At 59.3% G+C, this 22,184-nt stretch carries 22 protein-coding genes; 8 read left to right on the top strand and 14 right to left on the bottom strand.

The window, feature by feature from the left end:
• Nucleotides 1–45 precede the first annotated feature (45 nt).
• From purB to MK6180000_RS13830, 5 genes are all read left to right on the top strand, one after another.
• Entirely contained in the window at nucleotides 46–1,350 is a 1,305-nt protein-coding gene (gene purB, locus MK6180000_RS13815) for an adenylosuccinate lyase (protein WP_138935254.1), read from the top strand.
• 75 nt (nucleotides 1,351–1,425) lie between these two features.
• A complete protein-coding gene (locus MK6180000_RS20370; protein ID WP_171054630.1) occupies nucleotides 1,426–1,581 on the top strand; it encodes a hypothetical protein in 156 nt (51 codons plus the stop codon).
• Nucleotides 1,582–1,657: 76 nt separating this feature from the next.
• Nucleotides 1,658–2,191, top strand: a complete 534-nt coding sequence (locus MK6180000_RS13820; protein WP_138935255.1) for a hypothetical protein — start codon at nucleotides 1,658–1,660, stop codon at nucleotides 2,189–2,191.
• A 137-nt stretch (nucleotides 2,192–2,328) separates the two neighbouring features.
• Nucleotides 2,329–3,405 carry a flagellar motor switch protein FliG gene (locus MK6180000_RS13825; protein WP_138935256.1) on the top strand — a complete coding sequence of 359 codons (1,077 nt, stop codon included), beginning with the start codon at nucleotides 2,329–2,331 and terminating at the stop codon, nucleotides 3,403–3,405.
• Between the two features lie 111 nt (nucleotides 3,406–3,516).
• Nucleotides 3,517–4,482: a lysophospholipid acyltransferase family protein gene (locus tag MK6180000_RS13830; protein WP_138935257.1), complete on the top strand. Its 966-nt coding sequence runs from the start codon at nucleotides 3,517–3,519 to the stop codon at nucleotides 4,480–4,482.
• On the opposite strand, the gene MK6180000_RS13835 is transcribed toward MK6180000_RS13830, so the two are convergent.
• Nucleotides 4,471–5,172 carry a DUF1223 domain-containing protein gene (locus MK6180000_RS13835; RefSeq protein ID WP_138935258.1) on the bottom strand — a complete coding sequence of 234 codons (702 nt, stop codon included), beginning with the start codon at nucleotides 5,170–5,172 and terminating at the stop codon, nucleotides 4,471–4,473. The genes MK6180000_RS13830 and MK6180000_RS13835 overlap by 12 nt on opposite strands.
• A 374-nt stretch (nucleotides 5,173–5,546) precedes the next feature.
• Between MK6180000_RS13835 and acnA the strand changes: the two genes are divergently transcribed.
• Nucleotides 5,547–8,318, top strand: coding sequence for an aconitate hydratase AcnA (gene acnA / locus MK6180000_RS13840; RefSeq protein WP_138935259.1), 2,772 nt, complete (start codon nucleotides 5,547–5,549; stop codon nucleotides 8,316–8,318).
• A 56-nt stretch (nucleotides 8,319–8,374) separates the two neighbouring features.
• Here acnA and MK6180000_RS13845 read toward each other — a convergent pair whose 3' ends face one another.
• The 11 genes from MK6180000_RS13845 to MK6180000_RS13895 form a co-directional block, all read right to left on the bottom strand.
• Complete coding sequence (locus MK6180000_RS13845) at nucleotides 8,375–8,926, bottom strand: DsbE family thiol:disulfide interchange protein (RefSeq protein WP_138935260.1); 552 nt, start codon at nucleotides 8,924–8,926, stop codon at nucleotides 8,375–8,377.
• Nucleotides 8,919–9,074 (bottom strand): heme exporter protein CcmD, encoded by a 156-nt coding sequence (ccmD, locus tag MK6180000_RS13850; RefSeq protein ID WP_138935261.1) that lies wholly within the window; start codon nucleotides 9,072–9,074, stop codon nucleotides 8,919–8,921. Before ccmD ends, MK6180000_RS13845 begins: the two co-directional genes overlap by 8 nt.
• Nucleotides 9,074–9,805: a heme ABC transporter permease gene (locus MK6180000_RS13855; RefSeq protein ID WP_138935262.1), complete on the bottom strand. Its 732-nt coding sequence runs from the start codon at nucleotides 9,803–9,805 to the stop codon at nucleotides 9,074–9,076. Before MK6180000_RS13855 ends, ccmD begins: the two co-directional genes overlap by 1 nt.
• A gap of 20 nt (nucleotides 9,806–9,825) precedes the next feature.
• Nucleotides 9,826–10,482, bottom strand: a complete 657-nt coding sequence (gene ccmB, locus MK6180000_RS13860; RefSeq protein WP_138935263.1) for a heme exporter protein CcmB — start codon at nucleotides 10,480–10,482, stop codon at nucleotides 9,826–9,828.
• Entirely contained in the window at nucleotides 10,479–11,096 is a 618-nt protein-coding gene (gene ccmA, locus MK6180000_RS13865) for a heme ABC exporter ATP-binding protein CcmA (RefSeq protein WP_138935264.1), read from the bottom strand. Before ccmA ends, ccmB begins: the two co-directional genes overlap by 4 nt.
• Before the next feature lie 37 nt (nucleotides 11,097–11,133).
• The gene (locus tag MK6180000_RS13870; RefSeq protein ID WP_138935265.1) at nucleotides 11,134–11,487 is read right to left on the bottom strand and encodes an Mth938-like domain-containing protein; all 354 of its coding nucleotides are present in this window, start codon (nucleotides 11,485–11,487) and stop codon (nucleotides 11,134–11,136) included.
• A gap of 11 nt (nucleotides 11,488–11,498) precedes the next feature.
• Complete coding sequence (locus MK6180000_RS13875; RefSeq protein WP_138935266.1) at nucleotides 11,499–12,251, bottom strand: sulfite exporter TauE/SafE family protein; 753 nt, start codon at nucleotides 12,249–12,251, stop codon at nucleotides 11,499–11,501.
• The gene (gene secD / locus MK6180000_RS13880) at nucleotides 12,244–14,877 is read right to left on the bottom strand and encodes a protein translocase subunit SecD (RefSeq protein ID WP_138935267.1); all 2,634 of its coding nucleotides are present in this window, start codon (nucleotides 14,875–14,877) and stop codon (nucleotides 12,244–12,246) included. Before secD ends, MK6180000_RS13875 begins: the two co-directional genes overlap by 8 nt.
• Nucleotides 14,878–14,942: 65 nt before the next feature.
• On the bottom strand, nucleotides 14,943–15,242 hold the full coding sequence (yajC, locus tag MK6180000_RS13885) for a preprotein translocase subunit YajC (protein WP_138935268.1): 300 nt from the start codon (nucleotides 15,240–15,242) through the stop codon (nucleotides 14,943–14,945).
• 121 nt (nucleotides 15,243–15,363) lie between these two features.
• A complete protein-coding gene (locus MK6180000_RS13890; protein WP_138935269.1) occupies nucleotides 15,364–15,723 on the bottom strand; it encodes a cupin domain-containing protein in 360 nt (119 codons plus the stop codon).
• 32 nt (nucleotides 15,724–15,755) lie between these two features.
• A complete protein-coding gene (locus tag MK6180000_RS13895) occupies nucleotides 15,756–16,796 on the bottom strand; it encodes an alcohol dehydrogenase catalytic domain-containing protein (protein ID WP_171054631.1) in 1,041 nt (346 codons plus the stop codon).
• 210 nt (nucleotides 16,797–17,006) lie between these two features.
• Between MK6180000_RS13895 and speB the strand changes: the two genes are divergently transcribed.
• Entirely contained in the window at nucleotides 17,007–17,960 is a 954-nt protein-coding gene (gene speB, locus MK6180000_RS13900; protein ID WP_138935271.1) for an agmatinase, read from the top strand.
• Between the two features lie 278 nt (nucleotides 17,961–18,238).
• Here speB and MK6180000_RS13905 read toward each other — a convergent pair whose 3' ends face one another.
• Complete coding sequence (locus MK6180000_RS13905; protein WP_138935272.1) at nucleotides 18,239–18,760, bottom strand: DUF305 domain-containing protein; 522 nt, start codon at nucleotides 18,758–18,760, stop codon at nucleotides 18,239–18,241.
• A gap of 199 nt (nucleotides 18,761–18,959) precedes the next feature.
• The gene (locus tag MK6180000_RS13910) at nucleotides 18,960–19,469 is read right to left on the bottom strand and encodes a cupredoxin domain-containing protein (protein WP_138935273.1); all 510 of its coding nucleotides are present in this window, start codon (nucleotides 19,467–19,469) and stop codon (nucleotides 18,960–18,962) included.
• A 736-nt stretch (nucleotides 19,470–20,205) separates the two neighbouring features.
• On the opposite strand from MK6180000_RS13910, the gene MK6180000_RS13915 reads away from it, so the two are divergent.
• On the top strand, nucleotides 20,206–22,155 hold the full coding sequence (locus MK6180000_RS13915) for a multicopper oxidase domain-containing protein (RefSeq protein WP_212751906.1): 1,950 nt from the start codon (nucleotides 20,206–20,208) through the stop codon (nucleotides 22,153–22,155).
• The last annotated feature ends 29 nt before the right edge of the window (nucleotides 22,156–22,184 follow it).

The raw sequence follows: 22,184 nt of genomic DNA on the forward strand, positions 1-22,184 counted from the left end.
GCGGGCTAAACCCCGCGTAACCGCCCTAAACCTGAGGCTACGCACATGATTCCCCGTTATTCCCGCCCCGAAATGGTCGCCATCTGGTCGGCTCAGACGAAATTTCGCATTTGGTACGAAATCGAGGCACATGCCTGCGACGCCATGGCCGATTTGGGCGTAATCCCGCGCGCCAATGCCGAGGCCGTGTGGAAGGCCAAAGACGTGGAATTTGACGTGGCACGCATTGACGAGATTGAGGCCGTGACCAAACACGACGTCATCGCCTTCCTAACTCATTTGGCCGAACATGTCGGCAGCGACGAGGCGCGTTTCGTGCATCAGGGAATGACGTCTTCGGATGTTCTGGACACCTGCTTTAACGTGCAACTGGTTCGTGCCAGCGACATCCTGATCGCCGATATGAAGGCGCTGCTGGAGGCATTGAAACGCCGCGCGTACGAGCACAAAGACACTGTCCGCATTGGCCGCAGCCACGGCATCCACGCAGAGCCAACGACCATGGGCCTAACCTTTGCCCGCTTTTACGCGGAAATGGACCGCAACCTGAACCGCTTGGAAAAGGCCCGTTACGAGATTTGCACCGGCGCGATTTCGGGCGCAGTCGGCACGTTCGCCAATATCGACCCCCGCGTCGAAGAACACGTTTGCAAACAGATGGGGCTGGAGCCCGAACCGATCAGCACACAGGTCATCCCCCGTGATCGCCATGCGGCCTTTTTTGCCGCGCTCGGCGTGGTGGGCAGCAGCATCGAAAACATCTCGATAGAGATCCGGCATATGCAGCGCACCGAAGTGCTGGAGGCCGAGGAATTCTTTAGCGCCGGTCAAAAAGGGTCGTCGGCAATGCCGCACAAGCGGAATCCTGTGCTAAGCGAAAACCTGACCGGTCTTGCCCGCCTCGTCCGCATGGCCGTCGTCCCTGCGATGGAGAATGTCGCCCTCTGGCACGAACGCGATATCTCGCACTCCTCGGTCGAGCGCAACATCGGCCCCGATACCACCATCACGCTGGATTTTGCGCTGGCCCGCCTGACGGGTCTGGTCGACAAACTAGTGATATATCCCGACAACATGCTGGCCAACATGAATAAATTCCGCGGCCTAGTGATGAGCCAACGTGTTTTGCTCGCCTTGACGCAGGCCGGTGTCAGCCGCGAGGATGCCTATAAGTTGGTGCAGCGCAATGCGATGAAGGTCTGGGAAGAAGGCAAGGATTTCAAGACCGAGTTGCTTGCCGATCCCGACGTTCTGAAGGCATTGAGCGCAGAGGAGATCGAGGATAAATTCGACCTTGGCTATCACACGAAGCATGTTGACACGATCTTTGCCCGCGTCTTTGACAAGTAAGCCTGCGAAAATGTGATTAGGTGCGGGAGCGCTCTGAGGGTACCCTTGCGTCACCCAATCACAGGAGGCCTGCAAATGAAGACCTTTATGATCGCCGTGATTTGCGCGCTCTTGCCAACGATGTCGTTGGCAGAGGGCTGTAATCACGGCAAGAGTACGCAAGTTATATCCTGCGCTGCCGGAACCAGCTATGATGCGGACGCCAAGTCATGCGTGCCGGTAAGCAGCTGATCCGGGTGGCAAAAAAGACGGCTCGCCGTATCGGCGGGCCGTGCTAGATATCATGGTGCAACCGACAGGAGCCGCCATGTTTAAACCTATCTTTCTCGCTGCGCTTCTTGCGCCGGGCATTGCTTTTGCGGCCGGCGGTGGCGCCACGACTCCTCCCAAACCGACCGAAACGACGCAGAAGTGTAAGGGCGGTCAGATTTGGGACAATGCCGCAAAGAAATGTAAAAGCCCCGAACACAGCCAGCTATCACCAGACACCCTGTTCGCCGCCGCGCGGGAATTCGCTTATGCTGAACAGTACGTTAATGCGCAGCGCGCACTGGCCGCTATGCCAGATCAAGATGAAGCCCGCGTACAAACCTACATGGGTTTCACGACGCGTAAGATGGGCGACGTTGCCGCCGGAATGGCGTATTACAAGGCCGCCCTCGCGCGCGATCCCGGCGATATCCTTGCACGCTCTTACATAGGTCAGGCGCTGGTCGAGGGGGGCGACACCGTCGGCGCGTATCGCCAGCTAATGGCGATTCGCGATTATGGCGGTGCAGGCACTTGGGCAGAGGCATCGCTGCGCAGCGCAATAGAAACAGGCCAGACCTACAGCTACTGATCGACGCCCCGGCAGCTTTTGTGACGAACCGGACGTTAAATGCGTGCGGTGGGTTCGTGTTTTAGACATTTATTCACCTCTCGCAGCCTACCTTCGTGGCTAACGCCCCCGAAACCGGGGCAATCACGAGGATCGACATGAGCCTACCGACCCCGCTTGCCCGCATCTCGCCCCCAGCACCGCCTGGTGCATCCACCGCGACGCGCCTGACGCGGCGGCAAAAGGCAGCAATCATTGTACGCTTTTTGCTGAATGAGGGGGCAGATGTGCCTCTGTCGGATCTGCCTGACGCGTTGCAGGGAACGTTGACGGCGCAAATGGGCTCTATGCGCTATGTCGACCGGGCTACGTTATTATCGGTAGTGACTGAGTTCGCGGCCGAGCTTGAGGCAATGGGCCTGACCTTTCCGCATGGTATGGCAGGCGCGCTGATTGCGCTGGATGGGCGCATCAGCCCTCAGACCGCTGCGCGCCTGCGCAAAGAGGCTGGCGTGCGCCAATTCGGCGACCCGTGGGAACAGGTGCGCGCCGCTGATCTGGCGGATCTTATCCCCATAATCCAAGCTGAAAGTACAGAGGTGGCTGCGGTTATGCTCTCCAAGCTGGATGTGACCCGCGCCGCGGACCTGCTGAGCCGGTTGCCAGGCGATACGGCGCGCCGCGTCACATTTGCTGTGTCGCACACTGGGGGTGTCACGCCCGGCGCGGTCGACCGCATCGGCCTATCGCTGGCCGCGCAGCTGAACGACATGCCGGAGGTGGCATTCGATGACGGTCCGGCGAACCGGATCGGCGCAATCTTAAATTCCACGTCATCGGCGCTGCGCGACGACGTGCTGAGCGGCCTTGAGACCGAGGACCAAGCCTTTGCCCAGCAAGTGCGCCGCGCGATCTTTACCTTCGTGAATATCCCCGAGCGGGTTGGCCCGGTCGACGTGCCAAAGTTCGCTCGCGCAGTAGATCAGACAGTACTTGTCACGGCAATCGGCGCCGCGTCTGCGGGGAATTTGGCGCACGTGGCGGACTTTATCCTAGACAACATGTCACGCCGCCTCGCCGATGCAGTGCGCGAAGAGATTGAGGAGCAGGGGAGCGTCAAGCCAAAGGAGGGCGAGGAGGCAATGACACAGGTCGTCAACGCCATTCGCCGCTTGCAAGCCGCAGGCGAAATCACACTGATCGATCCGGCCGATACCAATGAGGTCGATGGCTAGGTGCATGTTGCCTTGCCGGACCGTCCGTCGGCACTAGCCTATGGTGCGCCTTGTGATAAATGACGTACCGTTTTATGTCTGCCCCACCCGAGCAGCGGGAGGAGGCGATCCATGACCGACGAAAGCGATACCTGGTTTCAACGAGCCCGCGAATATCTGGTCAACCTTGCGCTAGTCACGCTGATCACGCTCGCGGCCCTTCTGCCTTATCGCTTGCGAATTCCTTTGCTGGGCTGGCTGACGTCACGAATCGTCGCTCCGCTCGCGGGTTACTCTGCCCGGGTGCGCGAAAATCTCGCGCTGGCAGTGCCTGATCTGCCCGAGACCGAGGTCCGCCGCTTGATGCAAGCAGTGCCGGATAACGCCGGGCGAAACTTGATGGAGCTATACTCGGCCAAGGAATTTTCTGCTCGCGCACGACATTCGACCGTATATGGACCCGGCCTGCCATTCATCGACCGCGCACGCGCCGAGGGGAAACCGGTGATTTTTGTCACCGGCCATATGGGCAGCTTCAACGCAGCGCGCGTCGCCATGGTCGAGCAAGGGTTCGAGATGGGCGTTTTCTATCGCCCGATGAAGAATCGCTATTTCAATGCGCATTATGCCGAAGCAATGGGATCGCTTAGCCAGCCGATGTTCGAACAGGGCAGACGCGGCATGCTACAAATGGCCAAGCATTTGCGCTCAGGCGGCGTGTTGGCAATCTTGAATGATCTGAATGCGCATGGCGGCGTGCCTCTCGATTTCTTTGGCGAACCTGCTCTTACGTCGCTGGTCACTGCGGAACTATCCCTGAAATTTGAGGCGCCGCTCGTCCCGGTCTGGGGCATCCGCCGCGAAAACGGTCTAGACTTCGACATCTACGTCGAGGCGCCGATCCCGCCGGGCGATCCAATCGAAATGACGCGCGAGTTTAACGCGCGGCTGGAGGTGCAGGTCCGCGCCCACATGGACCAATGGTTCTGGATTCACCGCCGCTGGAAGGATGGAACCGGCGAAATGGCAGAGCGCGGCGCCGCGAGACTTGCCGAAACGGCTGAAACCGCAGACGCCCCCACTGAGCTACCGAAGTAGGGCCGCTGCCTCAACCTTGCCGTAGCTGGGACGCTGCAAAATAATAACGACGGGCGCGTCATCCTTGGCACGCACTTTCATCGCTAATGGGTCGGCTGGATCCCATTGGCCCAACTCGACCAGATCAGTAACGATGTTCACGTAGGAATAGGTATGTCCGGCATTCTCGCCATGGTCGATCGCGACAGTCTGCTGCGGGATATATCGCGCGAGTTGAACAATTATCGGCCCCCTAGTCCCTTTTTTTGCGGTGGCAGAAATACTAAGATTGCCGCCCTCACGCGCCGCCGTCAGCACAACGGAGTGTGGCGCGGCTAAGTGACGGTCGATAAGTGCATTCACATCCTTGGGACGATTTCCGACGACATGATCACTTCCATCAATGATGATTTGCGGCGTATAGACCATGTCGCGCCCGCCCGCTCCAGCATAACCATACTGCCGTTTGGTATGGGCCGCCTTGCCGAAAACATCGTCAAAGATGTAGTCCCAATAATCCACATGCAGCGCCAGTGCGATTACGTCGTCACGCGCCGCCAACTTGTGCAGAAATGCGTCCGCAGGCGGGCAGGACGAACACCCTTGAGAGGTGTATAGCTCAACCAAAACGGGCGCGCGTTCCTCGGCTGTGGCGAGGGTGGGCATCGCCAACACGGCAGCGGTCAGAAAAATGGATATAACGATGCGCATAAATGGCCCCCGGTAAATGAATATATTAAGGCCTCCGACGCTATTGGCAGACCACATGAAACACCAATCAAGGTTTCGTCAGTACCCCCCACGAATGGCCTAAGATAGCTGGTTTCTGTGTGCAATTGTATACCGAAAGGCGCGATGACCACTTGATCGTTGATTTCAAATGCTCCAAAACCGTGCATGATAGTGGTTGCGCGGAACACGCCCTACACGCTGTAAGCGAAGTGATGCAACGAAACGTCCTGCTGCGGCGTTTTTGAAAGACACGCAGCGCTTTGTCGCACACGGCCGCGACGCCCGCCAGTCCACGCACGCCGCCCTTCGGGGCCGTGCTTCCGAAATTTTAATGACCCGAAAAGGATAGCCCAATGCCAATCAATGTGGGACATGACGCGGCCAAGACGCGCAAGACGCTAAAATCCGGCGATCAAAAGGTTGCTTATTACTCAATCAAAGCTGCTGAAGAGGCCGGTCTTGGTGATTTCAGCCGCCTGCCCGCCGCTCTGAAGGTCGTGCTTGAAAATATGCTGCGATTTGAGGACGGCAAAACCGTCACTCTGGATGATATCAAAGCGTTCTCGGAATGGGCCGAAAAGGGCGGCAAGAATCCGCGGGAGATCGCGTATCGCCCTGCACGCGTACTGATGCAGGATTTCACCGGCGTCCCCGCCGTCGTCGATTTGGCCGCGATGCGCGACGGAATCGTCGCGCTGGGTGGCAAGGCCGAGCAGATTAATCCGCTGAACCCCGTCGATCTGGTGATCGATCACTCGGTGATGATCGATGAGTTCGGCACTCCCCGCGCATTCCAGATGAACGTAGACCGAGAGTATGAGCGCAACATGGAGCGCTACCAGTTTCTGAAATGGGGACAGGGAGCGTTTAACAATTTCCGCGTCGTGCCCCCCGGCACCGGTATCTGCCACCAGGTGAACCTTGAATATTTGGCCCAAACTGTCTGGACCGACACTGACCAGAACGGCGAAGAAGTGGCATATCCCGACACGCTCGTCGGTACCGACAGCCACACAACGATGATCAATGGCGTCGCCGTCCTCGGCTGGGGCGTCGGCGGGATCGAAGCGGAGGCGGCGATGCTTGGCCAGCCCATTTCGATGCTGATACCCGAAGTCATTGGCTTTGAGCTGACCGGCAAGATGATGGAAGGCACCACTGGCACCGATCTGGTGCTGAAAGTCGTCGAGATGCTGCGTGAGAAGGGCGTTGTTAGCAAATTCGTCGAATTTTACGGCAAAGGTTTGGACCACCTGCCACTGGCAGACCGTGCGACCATCGCCAATATGGCACCGGAATATGGCGCGACCTGTGGCTTTTTCCCCATCGACGACGAGACGCTGCGCTACCTGACCAACACCGGCCGAGACAAGGATCGGATTGCGCTGGTCGAAGCGTATGCCAAGGAAAACGGCTTTTGGCGCGGTGCGGACTATGCACCGATCTATACGGACACCCTGCATCTGGACATGGGCGAGATTGTCCCTGCCATTTCCGGCCCCAAGCGCCCGCAGGATTACATCGCGCTCGATAGGGCAGCGGTGACTTTTCACAAGTATATCGAAGGCCAGCGGGACGCCAAGGACGGCAGCGAAAACGCCGAAGGCCGGTGGGAGGCCGAGGGCGGCCAGCCCGAACCGCAGGATATTCCGGGCGACGAGGGCAACCACAAGCACGGTTATGTCCAGACCGACGAGCCATACCAGCTGCACGACGGCTCAATCGTGATCGCGTCGATCACGTCCTGCACTAACACGTCGAACCCTTATGTGATGATCGGTGCGGGCCTCGTCGCGCGCAAGGCCGCCGCGAAGGGACTGAACCGCAAGCCGTGGGTCAAGACGTCACTCGCGCCCGGCTCTCAGGTCGTTTCGCACTATCTGGAGGCGGCTGGCCTGCAAGAGGATCTGGACAAGATTGGCTTCAACCTAGTCGGCTATGGCTGCACGACTTGCATCGGCAACTCTGGCCCCTTGGCGCCAGAGATTAGCAAATGTATCAACGACAATGACTTGATCGGGGTCAGTGTCCTTTCGGGCAACCGTAACTTTGAGGGCCGGATTTCTCCTGATGTGCGCGCCAACTATCTGGCGTCACCTCCTCTGGTCGTGGCCTATGCACTGGTCGGCGATATGAATATCGACATCACCACCGCGCCCTTGGGTCAGGACCAAGACGGCAAGGACGTCTATCTCAAGGACATCTGGCCGACTCAGGCCGAGATCGCCGAGCTGGTCGAGGCGACGGTGACGCGCGAGGCATTTCAGTCGAAATATGCCGACGTCTTCAAGGGCGACGACAAGTGGCAGGCCGTCGAAACCTCCGAGGGCGAGACATATGACTGGCCGCCGGAATCGACCTACGTCCAAAACCCGCCCTACTTCCAAAATATGTCCAAGGACCCCGGCACGATTGAAGATATCGAAGGCGCGCGTATCCTTGCCCTTTTGGGTGACATGGTGACGACCGATCACATCAGCCCGGCCGGCAGCTTCAAAGAAAGCACCCCTGCGGGCCAGTATTTGCGCGACCGCCAGGTTCCGGTGCGCGAATTCAATTCCTACGGTTCGCGGCGCGGCAACCATGAAGTGATGATGCGTGGCACCTTTGCCAATATCCGCATTCGCAACGAGATGCTGGACGATGTCGAGGGCGGTTACACGGTCGGCCCTGATGGCGAACAGATGTCGATCTTTGACGCGGCCATGGCCTATGAAAAGAACGGCACGCCTCTGGTCATCTTTGCGGGCGTACAATACGGCGCCGGCTCCTCGCGCGACTGGGCGGCCAAAGGTACGGCCCTCTTGGGCGTGCGCGCGGTCATTGCCGAGGATTTCGAGCGTATCCACCGTTCGAACCTTGTCGGAATGGGTGTCGTTCCGTTTGAGTTTACAGGCGGCGACACGCGCAAATCATTGGGTTTGACAGGCAAGGAAAGCGTGACGATCAAGGGCCTTGGTCAGATCAAACCGCAAGCCGAAATGGCCTGCACAATCGCGATGGAAGATGGCACTACGAAGGAAATCACCCTTAAATGCCGGATCGATACCGCGATCGAGATCGAATATGTCGAGAATGGCGGCGTGCTGAACTACGTGCTGCGGAACTTGGCAAAATCCGCCTAACACACGCATCGCGCTGAAATTGGGAACGCCCGCAGCCTTTAGGCTTGCGGGCGTTTTTATTGGTCTTGCGCGTCTTGCAGCGCCTTGTTCAGCGCAGGGCGAAACCGCTGCTCGTAGTCGCTACCGATCAATGGGCCGGCATAACGGAACAGCACAGTACCATCGCCGCCCACGATGAACGTCTCTGGCGGCGCGGTAACGCCCCAGTCGATTGCCGTGACCCCCTTGGGGTCAAAGCCGAGGGCAAAGAAGGGATCGCCATCATCTTCCAGATACCCCTGGGCCTGCGGCGCGGTATCTTTAAAGTTGATGCCGGCGACGCGGAGGCCTTCTGCATTCAGCGCCTTGAGCTTGGGGTGTTCGGCGCGGCAGGGCGGGCACCAGCTTGCCCAGAAATTTACGATAGTGATATCGCCACTGCGCAGGTCTGCATCGGTTAGCAGCACCCGTCCGTCCAGCCCCTCGGCTGCGACCGGCGGTGCGGGTTGGCCGATGAACACCGATGGCAGCGCATCAGGATCGCCGCGCTGCATCCCGACAAAGAACAGCCCCGCGAGGCAGGCGAAAAGGACCGGCGGTGCGATCATCAGGGGCGAGATTTTAGCCATTGCCGCGCACCCGCCTCTCAAGCGTCTCAAGCTGCTGGCGCATCCGGCGCGCCCGCATCAGGCTAAACGCACCCAGCGCCCCCAACAGCGCCAGCGACACACCGTAGGACGCCAGTACAGCAACAGCATATTTTCCCAGTTCAGGCATCACAGCATCCTCTCGCGAGCCAGCAGCGCGCGCATCCGGCGCGCCCGAATTTCGGTTTGGGTACGCATCAGAACGAGCGCGACGAACAGCAGGCTAAATCCCGCGATGCACACCAGCAGCGGCAGATAGAACACATCTGCTACGTTCTCTTCCTTGTCCAGGCTAAGAGACGCGCCCTGATGCAGGCCCTGATTCCAGAACAGTACCGCGTAACGGCTAAGAAGCGCGAACACCGATCCGACGAGGCACAGGACCGAGGTGAGGTCGGCGGCGGTATCGCCGTCCTCGATAGCTGACCACAGCGCGATGTAGCCCAGATAAAACAGAAACAGGATCAGGAAAGACGTCAGGCGCGGGTCCCACACCCACCACGTCCCCCAGATCGGCTGGCCCCATAACGCTCCGGTGACCAGCGCGATCACCGTCATCACCGCGCCCACTGGCGCGGCGGCGCGGGCGGCCAGCGCGCTGACATGATGGCGCCGCACAATCCAAATGAGCGACGCGACCAGCATCATCAGCCACGCATTGATCGCCATGAGGGCGGCGGGAACGTGCAGATAGATGATCTTGACGCTCGCGCCTTGGCGGTAATCCTCGGGGGTGAAGAAAAAGCCCCAGATCAGACCAGTCGCCAACGACACCAGCGCAGCCGCACCGACCCATGGCAGCACGCGGTCCGAGGTCGCGATGAATTTTCGCGGGTTCGCGTATTCCCAAAGCGAGGCCATGATATTCCTTTCCCCAGCAACTAGCGCAGGTTGACCCTTACTACCGCAGCCGAGGCGAAGGGCAAGAGGGCGATGGTGCCGCAGGTGATCCCGGCCAGCATTATCAGCGGCGTAGTGTAGGGTAGCCCCTCTGCGCCGCGCCGCGCGGCCTCGGCGCCAAAGATCAATGTAGGTACGTAGAGTGGCAGCACCAAGAGGGACATCAGCAGGCCGCCCCTGCGCACGCCCACGGTCAGGGCGGCGCCGAATGTGCCAATGACGCTAAGGGCTGGCGTGCCCAGCGCAAGCGACAGGATCAGCGGCACATATCCGGGCGCTGGCAGGTTCATCAGCACGCCAAGAACGGGTGCGGCCAGCACCAGAGGCAGGCCGGTCGTCAGCCAATGGGCCAGCGCCTTGATACAGGTCAGCGCCTCCAGCGGCAGCGGAGCGGTGGCAAGCAGATCCAGAGATCCATCCTCGTGATCCAGCGCGAATATCCGGTCGAGCGACAAAAGGCAGGCAAGCAGCGCGCCCAGCCATAAAACGCCCGGCGCGATCACGCGGTGCAAATCGGCCCTTGGGCCTACTGCAAAAGGCACCAGCACCACGACGATCAAAAAGAACGCGAGGCCAAGGCCGAAGCCGCCGCCCGACCGCACCGCAAGACGTAAATCGCGGATCAGCAGCGCTATCACAGGAATGCCTCGTCGAAATCATCCAGCGCGGTGAAGCGCGCCTTGCAGGAGCTAACGTCAAACACTGCGGCCTCATTCAGGCCCAGCTCGATGTGGGTGGCGACGATTGCCGCGCCGCCCCCGCTCAGATGCGCGCGGACGGCGGTCACAAAGATTTCCGTCGCGGCGGCATCCAGCGAGACCGTCGGCTCGTCCAGTAGCCAGACAGCGCGGCGCGCAACAATCAGGCGGGCAAGGCCGAGACGGCGTTTCTGGCCCGCCGACAGCGCCGCCGCCGGGCGATCCGCAAGCGAGCCCAGCGCGTAGGTATTGAGGGCCGCAGGCACATCCCCGCCACCAAATATCGCAGCCCAAAAAGCGAGGTTTTCATGCACGGTCAGCGCACCCTTGATGCCGTCCGCATGGCCAGCATATACCAGCGCGCCCTCTTCGGCATGCACGCTGCCTTTCAGTGGCGGTTGCAGCCCGGCCAGCGTGCGCAACAGCGTCGTCTTGCCTGCACCATTGGGGCCACGCAGGACCAGCGCCTGCCCGGGCGCCAGCGACAGCGTCACGCCCTCCAGTACGGCGATACCGCCGCGCGAGACGCTTAGATTTTTGGCAGTTAGCAACATGCCGCTACGAGTAGCGCAATCCGCGCGAGGGGGGAAGCTAGACCGGAAGAACAGCCGCCGCGACACGGCGACCCTCGGACAATAGCACGTTGTAGGTGCGGCAGGCAGCGGGCGAACTCATCGTTTCAACGCCAATCCCCGCTCCCTCCAGCGCGTCGCGCAAATCATTGGGAATATGCGCAATTTCGGGGCCAGTGCCGAGAAAGATCACGTCGATAGCTCCGACCAGATCCAGCAACGGCTGTGCATCATTCAGCCCGCCCCAGCCGCGCGCGCCTGTCTCAGTCACGAGGACCGCACCTTTGAAAATGGTGCCGCCCACACGGAAAAAGCCGGGTCCATAGCCGTCGATCGGCGTCGCCTCGGAAAATGTGATCTCATTCAACTGCATATCGTCACTCCCTATTCCCAGATTGGCAGGCCAGTGGTGACTGCCAACGCTATAACGGCCAGCGCAGCGCGGCGGTATAGCCGCTCGCGCGAGGGGTGAAACAGTGCCTGGCCGATCACTGTGGTAAACAAGTAGGGCACAGCCAGCAATCCGGCCAGATATACGGTTTGAATAGTCGTGATACCACCCAACAGCAGATTGCCCACGATCACAACGTCCAGCGCGGCAAGGAAGAGGATCGTGTTAGCCCGCACTGATTGCGCCACGCCCTGCCCCGCGAGGTAGAACAGGATAACGACCGGCCCGGTCAGGCCCGTCATGCCGCCCAGCAGCCCTGCGGCCGCGCCAATGGCCAGCAACATCGGCGGGCGCACTGCGCCCACGTAGCGCCACCCAGACACGAGCGCGCCCAGCGTCGCCGTGCCGATGGCCGCGACAATCCATCGCACAGTGGTACTGTCCAAATGCGCCATCACCATCAGCCCCAGCGGGACAGTCGGCAATGCGGCCAGTATTAACAGGCCTACCTCGCCCCTGTTGCCCTGCCGCCATGCACGCGGAAGTAGCGCGGCGGTGCTGGCAAAGCCAAGCATTGTGATCGTTGCGACCACCTGCGCCGCTGGTAGAAAAAGGCCCGCCACCGGCACAAAGATCAGCGCCGTTCCGAAGCCGGTAAAGCCACGCACGATGCCCGCCACCGCAATGGTCGCCGCCAGCCACCAAAAGCCGGGCAGCGCCAGCGCGGCAAGGGCCGCGTCAGGCATCTACGTTGGCAAATTGATTCCCGGAATTGGCGTCAGGCTTGGTCCAGTCACGCTTGACCCCCATCCACAGCAGCAGCGTCGAGGCAACAAAGATCGAACTGTACGTACCCACCACGATCCCCCACATCATCGCAAAGACAAAGCCCCGAATAACGTCGCCGCCAAGGAAATAGAGCGCAAGGAGCGCCAGCATCGTGGTGAACGAGGTCACAATCGTCCGGCTCAGCGTCTCATTGATCGAAAGGTTCAGCACCTCGATCAGCGGCTTTGTCTTGTACTTGCGCAGATTCTCGCGGACCCGGTCAAATACGATCACTGTATCGTTCAGCGAATAGCCCACAATCGTCAGCAGAGCCGCAATAGTCGCCAGATCGAATTGCAACTGGATCTCGGAGAATACGCCGATAGTGAGGATCACGTCATGCACCAACGCCACGACTGCGCCGACGGCAAACTGCCATTCGAAACGCAGCCAGATGTAGACCAACACAGCCCCGATGGCGAGCAGCACTGCAATAGCTGCGGTCATGATCAACTCGCCAGACACCTTCGGCCCGACGCTTTCGACGGAGGTAAAGGTGATGTCTGGCACTGCTGCTTGCAATGCGGCCTCAACGGCGGCGATGGTTTCGGGCGTCACCGCCTCAACCTCATCCTGCGCCTGAATACGGACCATTGCCACGTTCTGATCGGCGCCAAAGCTGGGATCAAACACCTCGGTAATGCTGATATCACCCAGATCGAGTGTCTGCATCGCTGCGCGGTATTGCGCAATATCGACGCTTTGCTCGCTTTGGGTACGGATCGTGGTACCGCCGCGGAAATCGATGCCAAAGTTCAGGCCCTGAAGCATGAAGGACCCTGACGCCAGCACGATCAGCACGACCGACAGGCCAATCGACAACTTCCAGCGGCGAAAGAAATTAACGCTGGTCTGGTCGCGGACCATGCGCAGGGACCGGCCCTGAAGCACGGTTTTGGGGCGCTTACGCTCAAACCACATGATGGTGATCAGGCGCGTGACGAAGATGGCGGTAAAGACCGACGTGATGATGCCAAGCCCAAGGGTAATGGCAAAGCCGCGGACCGGGCCGCTACCCATTGCAAAGAGGATGATGGCCGTGATGAGCGTGGTGATGTTTGCATCAACGATAGCGCTCAGCGCCTTCTCATAGCCCAGTTCAATGGCGCGGGCGGCGCCCTTGGCCGACTTCATTTCCTCGCGAATACGCTCAAAAATCAGTACGTTAGCGTCTACCGCCATACCGATGGTAAGCACGATGCCCGCGATGCCCGGCAGTGTCAGCGTAGCGCCGATAAGGCTGAGTAGGCCGAACATCAGCCCGACGTTTATGATCAGCGCGATATTGGCAAACAGACCAAAGAGGCCATAGCTTGCGAACATAAAGATTAGCACCAATCCGAAGGCAACCATGCACGCAATCTTGCCCGCGTCGATGCTATCGGCGCCCAGTTCGGGGCCGATGGTGCGCTCTTCGAGGAATTCCAGACCCGCAGGCAACGCGCCCGCACGCAAAAGAACCGCGAGGTTCGTGCTCTCTTCGACGCTGAAATTGCCGGTGATGATGCCCGATCCGCCGGCGATATGGCTCTGGATTACCGGGGCGCTGATGACCTCATTATCCAGAACGATGGCGAAGGGGCTACCGATATTGGCCGCTGTATATTCGCCAAAAGCGCGCGCGCCAGTGGGGTTAAAGCGGAAAGACACAGCGGCCCGGCCGTTCTGGTCAAAATCGGGCTGCGCATCAACCAATTCATCGCCAGTGACGACGGGCGCGCGCTCTAGCACGTAAAAAACGCCCTCCTCATTTAGCGATGGGAGCACTTCGTTGCCGGCACCTGCGCGCTCATCCGCCGAAGATGCACGGCCTACCACGGGTTGAAATGTCAGCTGAGCCGTGGTGCCGATGATTTCTTTCAGCTCTGTCGCACTGCCGATGCCGGGCACTTGGATCAAGATACGGTCGCTGCCTTGGCGCTGGATCGTCGGCTCGCGTGTACCAACCTCGTCGATACGGCGGCGAATAATCTCCAGCGCCTGCCGAACGGTGCGCTCGTCAGTGGCACTCTGTTCGGCCTCCGACAGACGCACAACGATGGCGCCTTGGCGCGTGGTCACGTCGATATCGCTGGCACCGGCGGCGGTTATGCTGGCGACGGGCGTCGCAAGGGTGCGCACCAACTCGGCGGCGCGCTGAGTCTGCTCGGGCCGCTCGTTCAGTTGCACGACCAGTTCGGGGCCGGTTGATGGCTCCAGCCGGATTGTGCCGATCTCTTCGCGGTTTTCACGCAGCAAGTCGCGCACGGCGGGCCACATACCCTCAATTCGCGATTGATAAACGTCCTGCACCTTGACCTCGGCCAGCAGATGCGCGCCGCCGCGCAGGTCGAGGCCAAGATTGACCAGACCGCTAGGCATCCAAGACGGCCAGCCATCCAGTGCGCTCTGCACTTGCGCAGGATCGCCGCCATCGGCCACGATCTTGGCCGCGTCGTTATGCGCCTCGACCCGAGAGTAGAAGCCATTCGGCACCGCCAAAAGGATGCCGAGGGCGACGAGACCCCATATGCAAATACGTTTCCATAGGTCGATCTGAAGCATTTCGGCGCCTTTTGTGCAGAGCTGGCGGTTTATTGGGCCCGCGCCCGGTAGGATAAGGCCTAGGTTTAGGCCTTGGGTGCGTCGTTCGCTGGCTCGGTCTTGGATACGACCTGCGCGATGGTCGATTTGACAACACGAACCTTGAGATTCGGGGCCAGCTCGACTTCGACCTCATCCTCGTCTTTGACCTTGGACACTTTGCCAATCAGGCCGCCCTGAGTGATGACCTGATCGCCGCGGCGCAGGTTTTCCACCATGGCGCGGTGCGTCTTCAGCTTGCGCTGCTGCGGACGGATCAGCAGGAAATACATGATCGCAAAGATCAGTATCAGAGGAATGAATTGTGCGAATGCTCCGCCTTCCATGGGGGATACTCCTTGATGAAAGCGGGGGCACACCCCGCGGATTTTCGCGGAACCTATGGCCGTGCGACCCTATTTGCAAGGCGCGAAAACGCACGGCGCGGCGCCCAGCGCGGCCAATTGCCTAGCGCGCCGGGAAATCGTCTGGCATGTCGGCGAAAACAGCGATCAGGCAACCATCCCGCGTGGTCGAGTGATGTTCAGTCCCGTCCTTTAGCCAAACAAGATCGCCGGGGCCGTATTCCGTGCCGTCATTGTCGGTCAAGTCCCCCTCGATGATCAGGAATTCCTCGTCGCCCTTATGTTTGTGGGCCACCGTGGTATGGCCAGGCGCCATGCGATAAACGTAGAATCCAGCGCCCAGCGGGCGGGCGTCATTCAGTTGCAGCACGTCGCCATCTGGCACGCCGTCGGTTTGGATTGGCGTGAATTTCGACGTAAAAATGTTCGCCACGCGGCGGTTGGATTTGTCGATCGGGTCCATCACTGGCCTCCTTGTCTGCTTTCGAAATGCCGTCAGCGTGCGAAATCAATGCAGAGCCTGCCTTTGACTTCGCCCGATTTCAACCGATTCAGCGCGGCGTCCACATCGTCAAAGCGGACAGCCTCGACATCTACCTTCAACGGATGGCTGGCGGCGAACGCCAGAAAATCGGCCGTCTCGGTCCGGCTACCTACGGACGAGCCAAATACGCGGTGCCCGCCATTCAGCAACCACATCATCGAAAGCGGCATAGGATCGTGGACCATAGCGACCGCAACGATGTCGGCCATCGGATTTACCGCCGCCTCGATGGTGTCCCAGATCGCAGGGCTGGGTGCAAAGTTCAGCACTACATCGGCGCCGCCCGCATCCTTGATCTGCTGGCCTGCGCCCTCGCCTGCCAGCACAGTGACCTCAGCGCCCAGCTTGGACGCGATCTTCAGCTTGGCCTCGTCGCGGTCTACGACCATGACCCGCGCGCCGCGCGCCAAAGCGATCAGGATCGCGTATTGGCCAAGGCCGCCTGCACCCATTATCAATACGTTCGTGCCCGCCTCAAGCCGTGTCTTGCGCAGGGCCGACCATGCGGTAAGGCCCGCACAGAGCAGCGGCGCGCCCTTGAGCGGGTCAATCGCCTCTGGAATTTCCACAGCGAAATCAACGGGGCATAACGCGTATTCAGAAAATGCGCCGTGTTTCTGCACACCGCGCGCGGTATTTTCTGCGCAAAGCACCTCATGGCCCGTCATGCAGGGCCGGCACGATAGGCAGGTGTCATAGATCCACGGCAGCCCAATGCGCGTGCCGATGGCCGGCCCCTTTTTTGCGCCCGGCCCAATAGCAACGACGCGCCCGATCCCCTCATGTCCAAGGATAAGAGGATAGTAACTATACGGAAGATTCTCTTGCCCGTCACGCAGGTGCAGGTCCGAATGGCAAATGCCGCATGTCTCCAGCTTGACCAAAACCTCGCCCGGTCCGGGGGTAGGCGTCGCAACCTCGCGCATCTCCAGTGGCGCGCCGGGCGCGGGGCAAACGGCAGCCTTCATGGTCAGAGGCAGGGCATCGGGCATGGCGGATCTCCTTTGGCGGGGCCGAGTCAGAGGAATGCTATGCGGTGCCGTGACCGAGTGGAAGGGCGAGGTTTGAGAGGGCGGTGATTGACCCATGTTTTCAAGGGATCAGATTGCACACAGCAAAAAATTGATGCGCTATGTTCTTCTCGTTCGCACCCTGCCCTAGACTGCCGCGAAACGCGTCACATCATTACGAGGGAATCACTCATGAGCGACACACCACAATTCAACCAACCGCTTGGCGGCAACGACATGCCGCGCTTTGGCGGGCATACCACAATGATGCGCCTCCCGACCCAAGACACGGCCGAGGGGCTGGACGCCTGTTTCGTGGGAATTCCGATGGATATCGGCACGTCGAACCGCGCAGGGACCCGCCACGGCCCGCGCGCAATCCGGGCCGAAAGCGGCATGATGCGCCCCTACAACATGGCCACCGGAGCCGGGCCATTTGCCAAGATGCAAGTGGCCGACATCGGCGACGTGGCGATCAACACGTTCGATCTGAAAAAGACCGTCGATATCATCACCGCCGCCTATGACGAGATTCTGAAGCACGATGTCGTTCCCCTGACGCTTGGCGGCGACCACACGCTGACCTATCCGGTGCTGCGCGCCATTGCCAAAAAACACGGCCCCGTCGCGCTGGTGCACGTTGATGCCCATGCCGATATCAACGACACCATGTTTGGCGAAAAGATCGCTCACGGGACCCCCTTTCGCCGCGCGGTCGAGGACGGCTTGCTACAAACCGACAAGGTGTTCCAGATCGGCCTTCGGGGCACCGGGTATGAGCCGGATGATTTCGACTGGGGCCGCCGCCAGGGCTTTACCGTTGTCGAGGCCGAGGCGTGCTGGCACAAGTCGATGACCCCGCTGATGGAACAGATCCGCGCACAGATCGGCGATACCCCCTGCTATCTGACCTACGATATCGACAGCCTCGATCCGTCAGTTGCGCCCGGCACCGGCACGATGGAAATTGGCGGGCTGACGACCATTCAGGCGCTGGAGATCGTGCGCGGCTGCAAGGGGCTGAATATCGTCGGCGCCGATCTGGTAGAGGTGTCTCCGCAATATGACACCACTGGGGCGACGGCGATGATTGGCGCCAACCTTCTATACGAGATGCTGTGCGTGCTACCGAAGGTATGGGCGTAACGGCAGAGAGGCGCTGATCTTGTCAAACTTAGCATGTCGCTGAGGCAAAATCCCTGCCGCTGTTCTGCGTGAAGACGAATATCGATGTTCCTGCAGGTTAGATAAACAAGCGTACATTTTCGCATAAATAGATAAAATCAATCAACCATCGCAGCTGGCTTTGCACAAAAAAGTAGCCATTAAACAAGGTGTCGCTCAACACGAGGCATTCAGCATTTTTTCAGCCATGCACGCTTAGGGCTGGCCTTAGGTGAGCGGACACACAGACTGCGATACATCTAATTCACCGTATCACGCGGCGTTCCCGCGGCGGCATCGCCGTTAGCTTCGATGTCGGCAATATATCGTTTCATTTCTGAGATTTCACCGCGTTGCGCTTCGACAATCGCGTCGGCAAGCGCGCGCACCCGTGGATCGGAAATATTTGCGCGTTCGCTCGTCAAAATGGCAATGGAATGGTGGGGGATCATCGCTTTCATCCAAGCGATGTCTTCAACCGTCTCTTGGCTACGCACCAGCCATAGCGAGACGGCGAAGGCGGCTATTGCCCCGGCAAAGATTGCGATGTTGGCCCGGCGATTGGAGTACATCCCAAGCATAAAAGCCAGCATGATTACAGCCATTGCCGCGCCCATGTAGAGCGCCATCCACATCCGCGTCTGCGAAAAGAAGACGTGATCAAGCGCGTAGGTATTCAGATACATCAGCCCAAACATCACGACCGTGGATGTAGCGATCATTGCGGCAAAGCGCCCGTATCCCGCGCTGCCACCGCCCTTAGAATTGCGTTGATCCGTCATTATTTCTAGTTCCCTCGTGCTGGTGGATTGCCCTCATGGGTATGCAACCCAGCATGACAAAAAATGGTTCCTGTCACGGCCGTTTGCCGCGTACTTTCAAACTAATGCTGCAGGATCACGCCAGCCGTCGCCGACGGCTGAAACGCGGGTTCCCAGAAACGAAAGGCGCATAGCGCGCCCTCAGTCTGTTTGGGCAAACTCAGTGACCTGAGAACGCGATCTCTCCTGCCATGCCGCCTTCGCGGTGGCCCGGTACGTTGCAGGCAAAGCCCATTTCGGTGGCCTCGGTAAAGGTCCAGACCACCTCGGCGGTTTGACCTGGCTCCAGTAGGGCGCTGTTGGGGTCGTTGTGCATCATGCCGCCCTCCATCATCTTGGCATGGTTCAGCTTCTTCATCGTCATCATGCCGGACTTCATCATGTCCTTCATTTCCTTACTGTGACCGTCCCACGTCTCTTTGGTCCCAAGGTTGAATTCGTGGACAAGGTTTCCATCGTTGCGGACGACGAACTTGATCGTCTCGCCCTTTTCGACGTTAATGGTCTTTGGGTCGTATTTCATTTCGTCCATGCTGACCTCGATGACGCGGTCGACTTTGGCGGGATCACCCGCTTGGCCGATGGACGATCCGTGTCCGGCACCTGCCATCGCGGACCCTGCAATCACTATGAGTGCAGTTGCTGCGCCGATAGATTTCGTAAATTTCATGTTGTTATCCTCAACAGTATTTGCGGTACACTGGGGCAAGTGATGCCGCACAGCGGCGAGGCAATGCCCCGTCTCTGCAAAACGAAAACACTCCAGCGCTGGAGGGTCAATCAACCCAGTGCGTCTTTAATGTAATCAAGTGTAAGCTTGCAGTTTTCGCGAGTTTAGGCGATTTCTCGATGATTGGCATATGCCGATACCGATGGAGTGATATGACACACGCGCGCGGCATATTCTGGGGATGGTTGCTTGCCTTGACCGTTTTGGTCACGGCAGCGTTCCCGCATATGTCGTTCGCAAATTACGTGCCCAGCCAATCTGAGGCAGCCCAACCTTCATCGATGCATCAGACAATGCAGACCGATCTCGACTGTCACTCGTCTGGGACATCCCATGAGCAAACAGGTGGCTGCGGAGCTATGATGGCACATTGCTCGTCGCTTCTGCCGCAGCCAACTCTGCTGCCAAAGCAAATGCCCATGCAGATTTCGGTTGAGTATAGTTTCGGCATCGTCGTGCCTTATCAGCTGCCATCTTTCAGCGAAACGCCGCCTCCGCGAGGCTGATCCTGTTCGCTTTGCACCCCGCCGAGCAGACGGTCAAAGCAGACCACACACAGTCCTTTGCCTCAGTCAGACGCGCTTTGTCGCGGCATGATCAATTTTTGGACTGCAATCGTCAGCACGTTACGCGGCGCCGCTGCGCTGCTATCAAATCAATTCTGAAAGGACCGGAGATGAAACCCATCCCCCTTCTCAAGACGGCCGTATTGGCCGCCGCCCTCGCCCTATCTGGCGGCATGACACTGGCAGGCACCTACAATGTCAGCGTCGACAGGATCCGCATCGATGCCGGCGAGTTCAAGAAAACCGGCATCGGCTATAACGGCAGCCAGAGCCCGACCGTCCTGCGCTTTAAGGAAGGCGAGCAGGTCACGATCAACGTCAAGAATAACCTGCGAGAAAGCACATCAATACACTGGCACGGGTTGATCGTACCGTTCCGGCAGGACGGCGTTCCCGGCATCAGTTTCAACGGGATTAAACCGGGCACGACATTCACCTACCAGTTCCCAATCAAGCAGGCCGGGACGTACTGGTTCCACAGCCATACCGGCTTCCAAGAGCCGGACGGAGCCTTCGGCGCAATAGTGATTGAGCCGAAGGGCGGCGAGACGGTCCGCGTCCAGCGAGATTATGTCGTGCAACTGACCGACAAGCATCCGCACAACGGCAGCCGGGTTTTCCGCAATCTGAAAATGTCGGCAGACTACTACAATCGCGCGCAGCGCACGCTGGAGGATCTGGTGCGCGACTCGCGCGAGGATGGCTTCAAGCAGGCGCTTCAAAATCGGGCGATGTGGGGCAAAATGCGCATGATGCCGACCGATATCGAGGACGTGCAGGGCTTCGCGCCCCTCATCAACGGAATGGGCACGCAGCAGAACTGGACTGGCATTTTTAAGCCGAGCGAAAAAGTGCGCCTGCGTCTGATTAACTCGTCGGCGATGACCTATTTCGATGTCCGGATACCTGGTCTGAAAATGACAGTTGTTCAAGCCGACGGGAACGACGTCAAACCGGTAGCGGTGGACGAGCTGCGTATCTCGGTGGCGGAAACTTATGACGTGATCCTGCAGCCGCGCGAGGCCAAGGCATACGGCATCATCGCCGAATCCATGGGCCGCACGGCGATGGTTCGCGGATCGCTGTCGCCCACTCAGGGCTACGCCGGTCTCGTTCCGCGGATGCGCCCGCAACCGCTGCTGACCATGGCCGACATGGGCGGCATGATGGACGGTATGGACATGGGAGGAATGGACATGGGTGGCATGGATCACAGCGCCATGACGATGTCATCGCAGAGCAGCACTATGCCCGAAGACATGGATCACAGCAAAATGGACATGTCCGGCGATATGGAAGGCATGGACCATAGCAAGATGGACATGTCCGGTGATACGAAGGCCGTGGACCACAGCAAGATGGACATTTCCGGCGATACGAAGGCCGTGGACCATAGCAAGATGGACATGTCAGGCGATACGAAGGCCGTGGACCACAGCAAGATGGACATGTCTGGCAGCGCTAAGGCCGTGGACCATAGTAAAATGGACATGTCTCGCAGCATGAAGGGCATGGATCATAGCAAGATGGACATGTCAGGTGGCATGGCAGGCATGAATCACAGCGCCCGCGACAGCAAGATCGGCGAATTCTACGCACCGGGCAGCGGGCTGATCCCGAGCGCGGCAAACGGTGGCAAGTTCCTGTCCTACAACGATCTGAAGGCAGCCCGGCCGCTTTATCGCGATCGCCCGGCGACCCGTACGATTGAGCTGCGTCTGACAGGCAACATGGAGCGCTATATCTGGTCCATCAACGGCGTGAAGATGGATGATGCCGCACCGATCCGTCTGAAATATGGCGAGCGTGTCCGCTTCAAATTCATCAACGAGACGATGATGTCGCACCCGATGCACCTGCACGGCATGTGGTCGATCCTAGACACCGGCAAAGGCAAATGGGATCCGATCAAGCACACGGTCAGCATTGCGCCCGGCACCACCGTTTATACCGAAACCGAGGTCGATGCGACGGGCCAATGGGCCTTCCACTGCCACCTGTCCTACCACGCCGAAGCGGGCATGTTCCGCAAGGTGATCGTCGAAGGCGGTCCGGCATGAACGGCGTTATCAAAACAAGGGTTGAACCG

Source organism: Roseovarius arcticus, from assembly GCF_006125015.1.
GTDB lineage: Bacteria > Pseudomonadota > Alphaproteobacteria > Rhodobacterales > Rhodobacteraceae > Roseovarius > Roseovarius arcticus.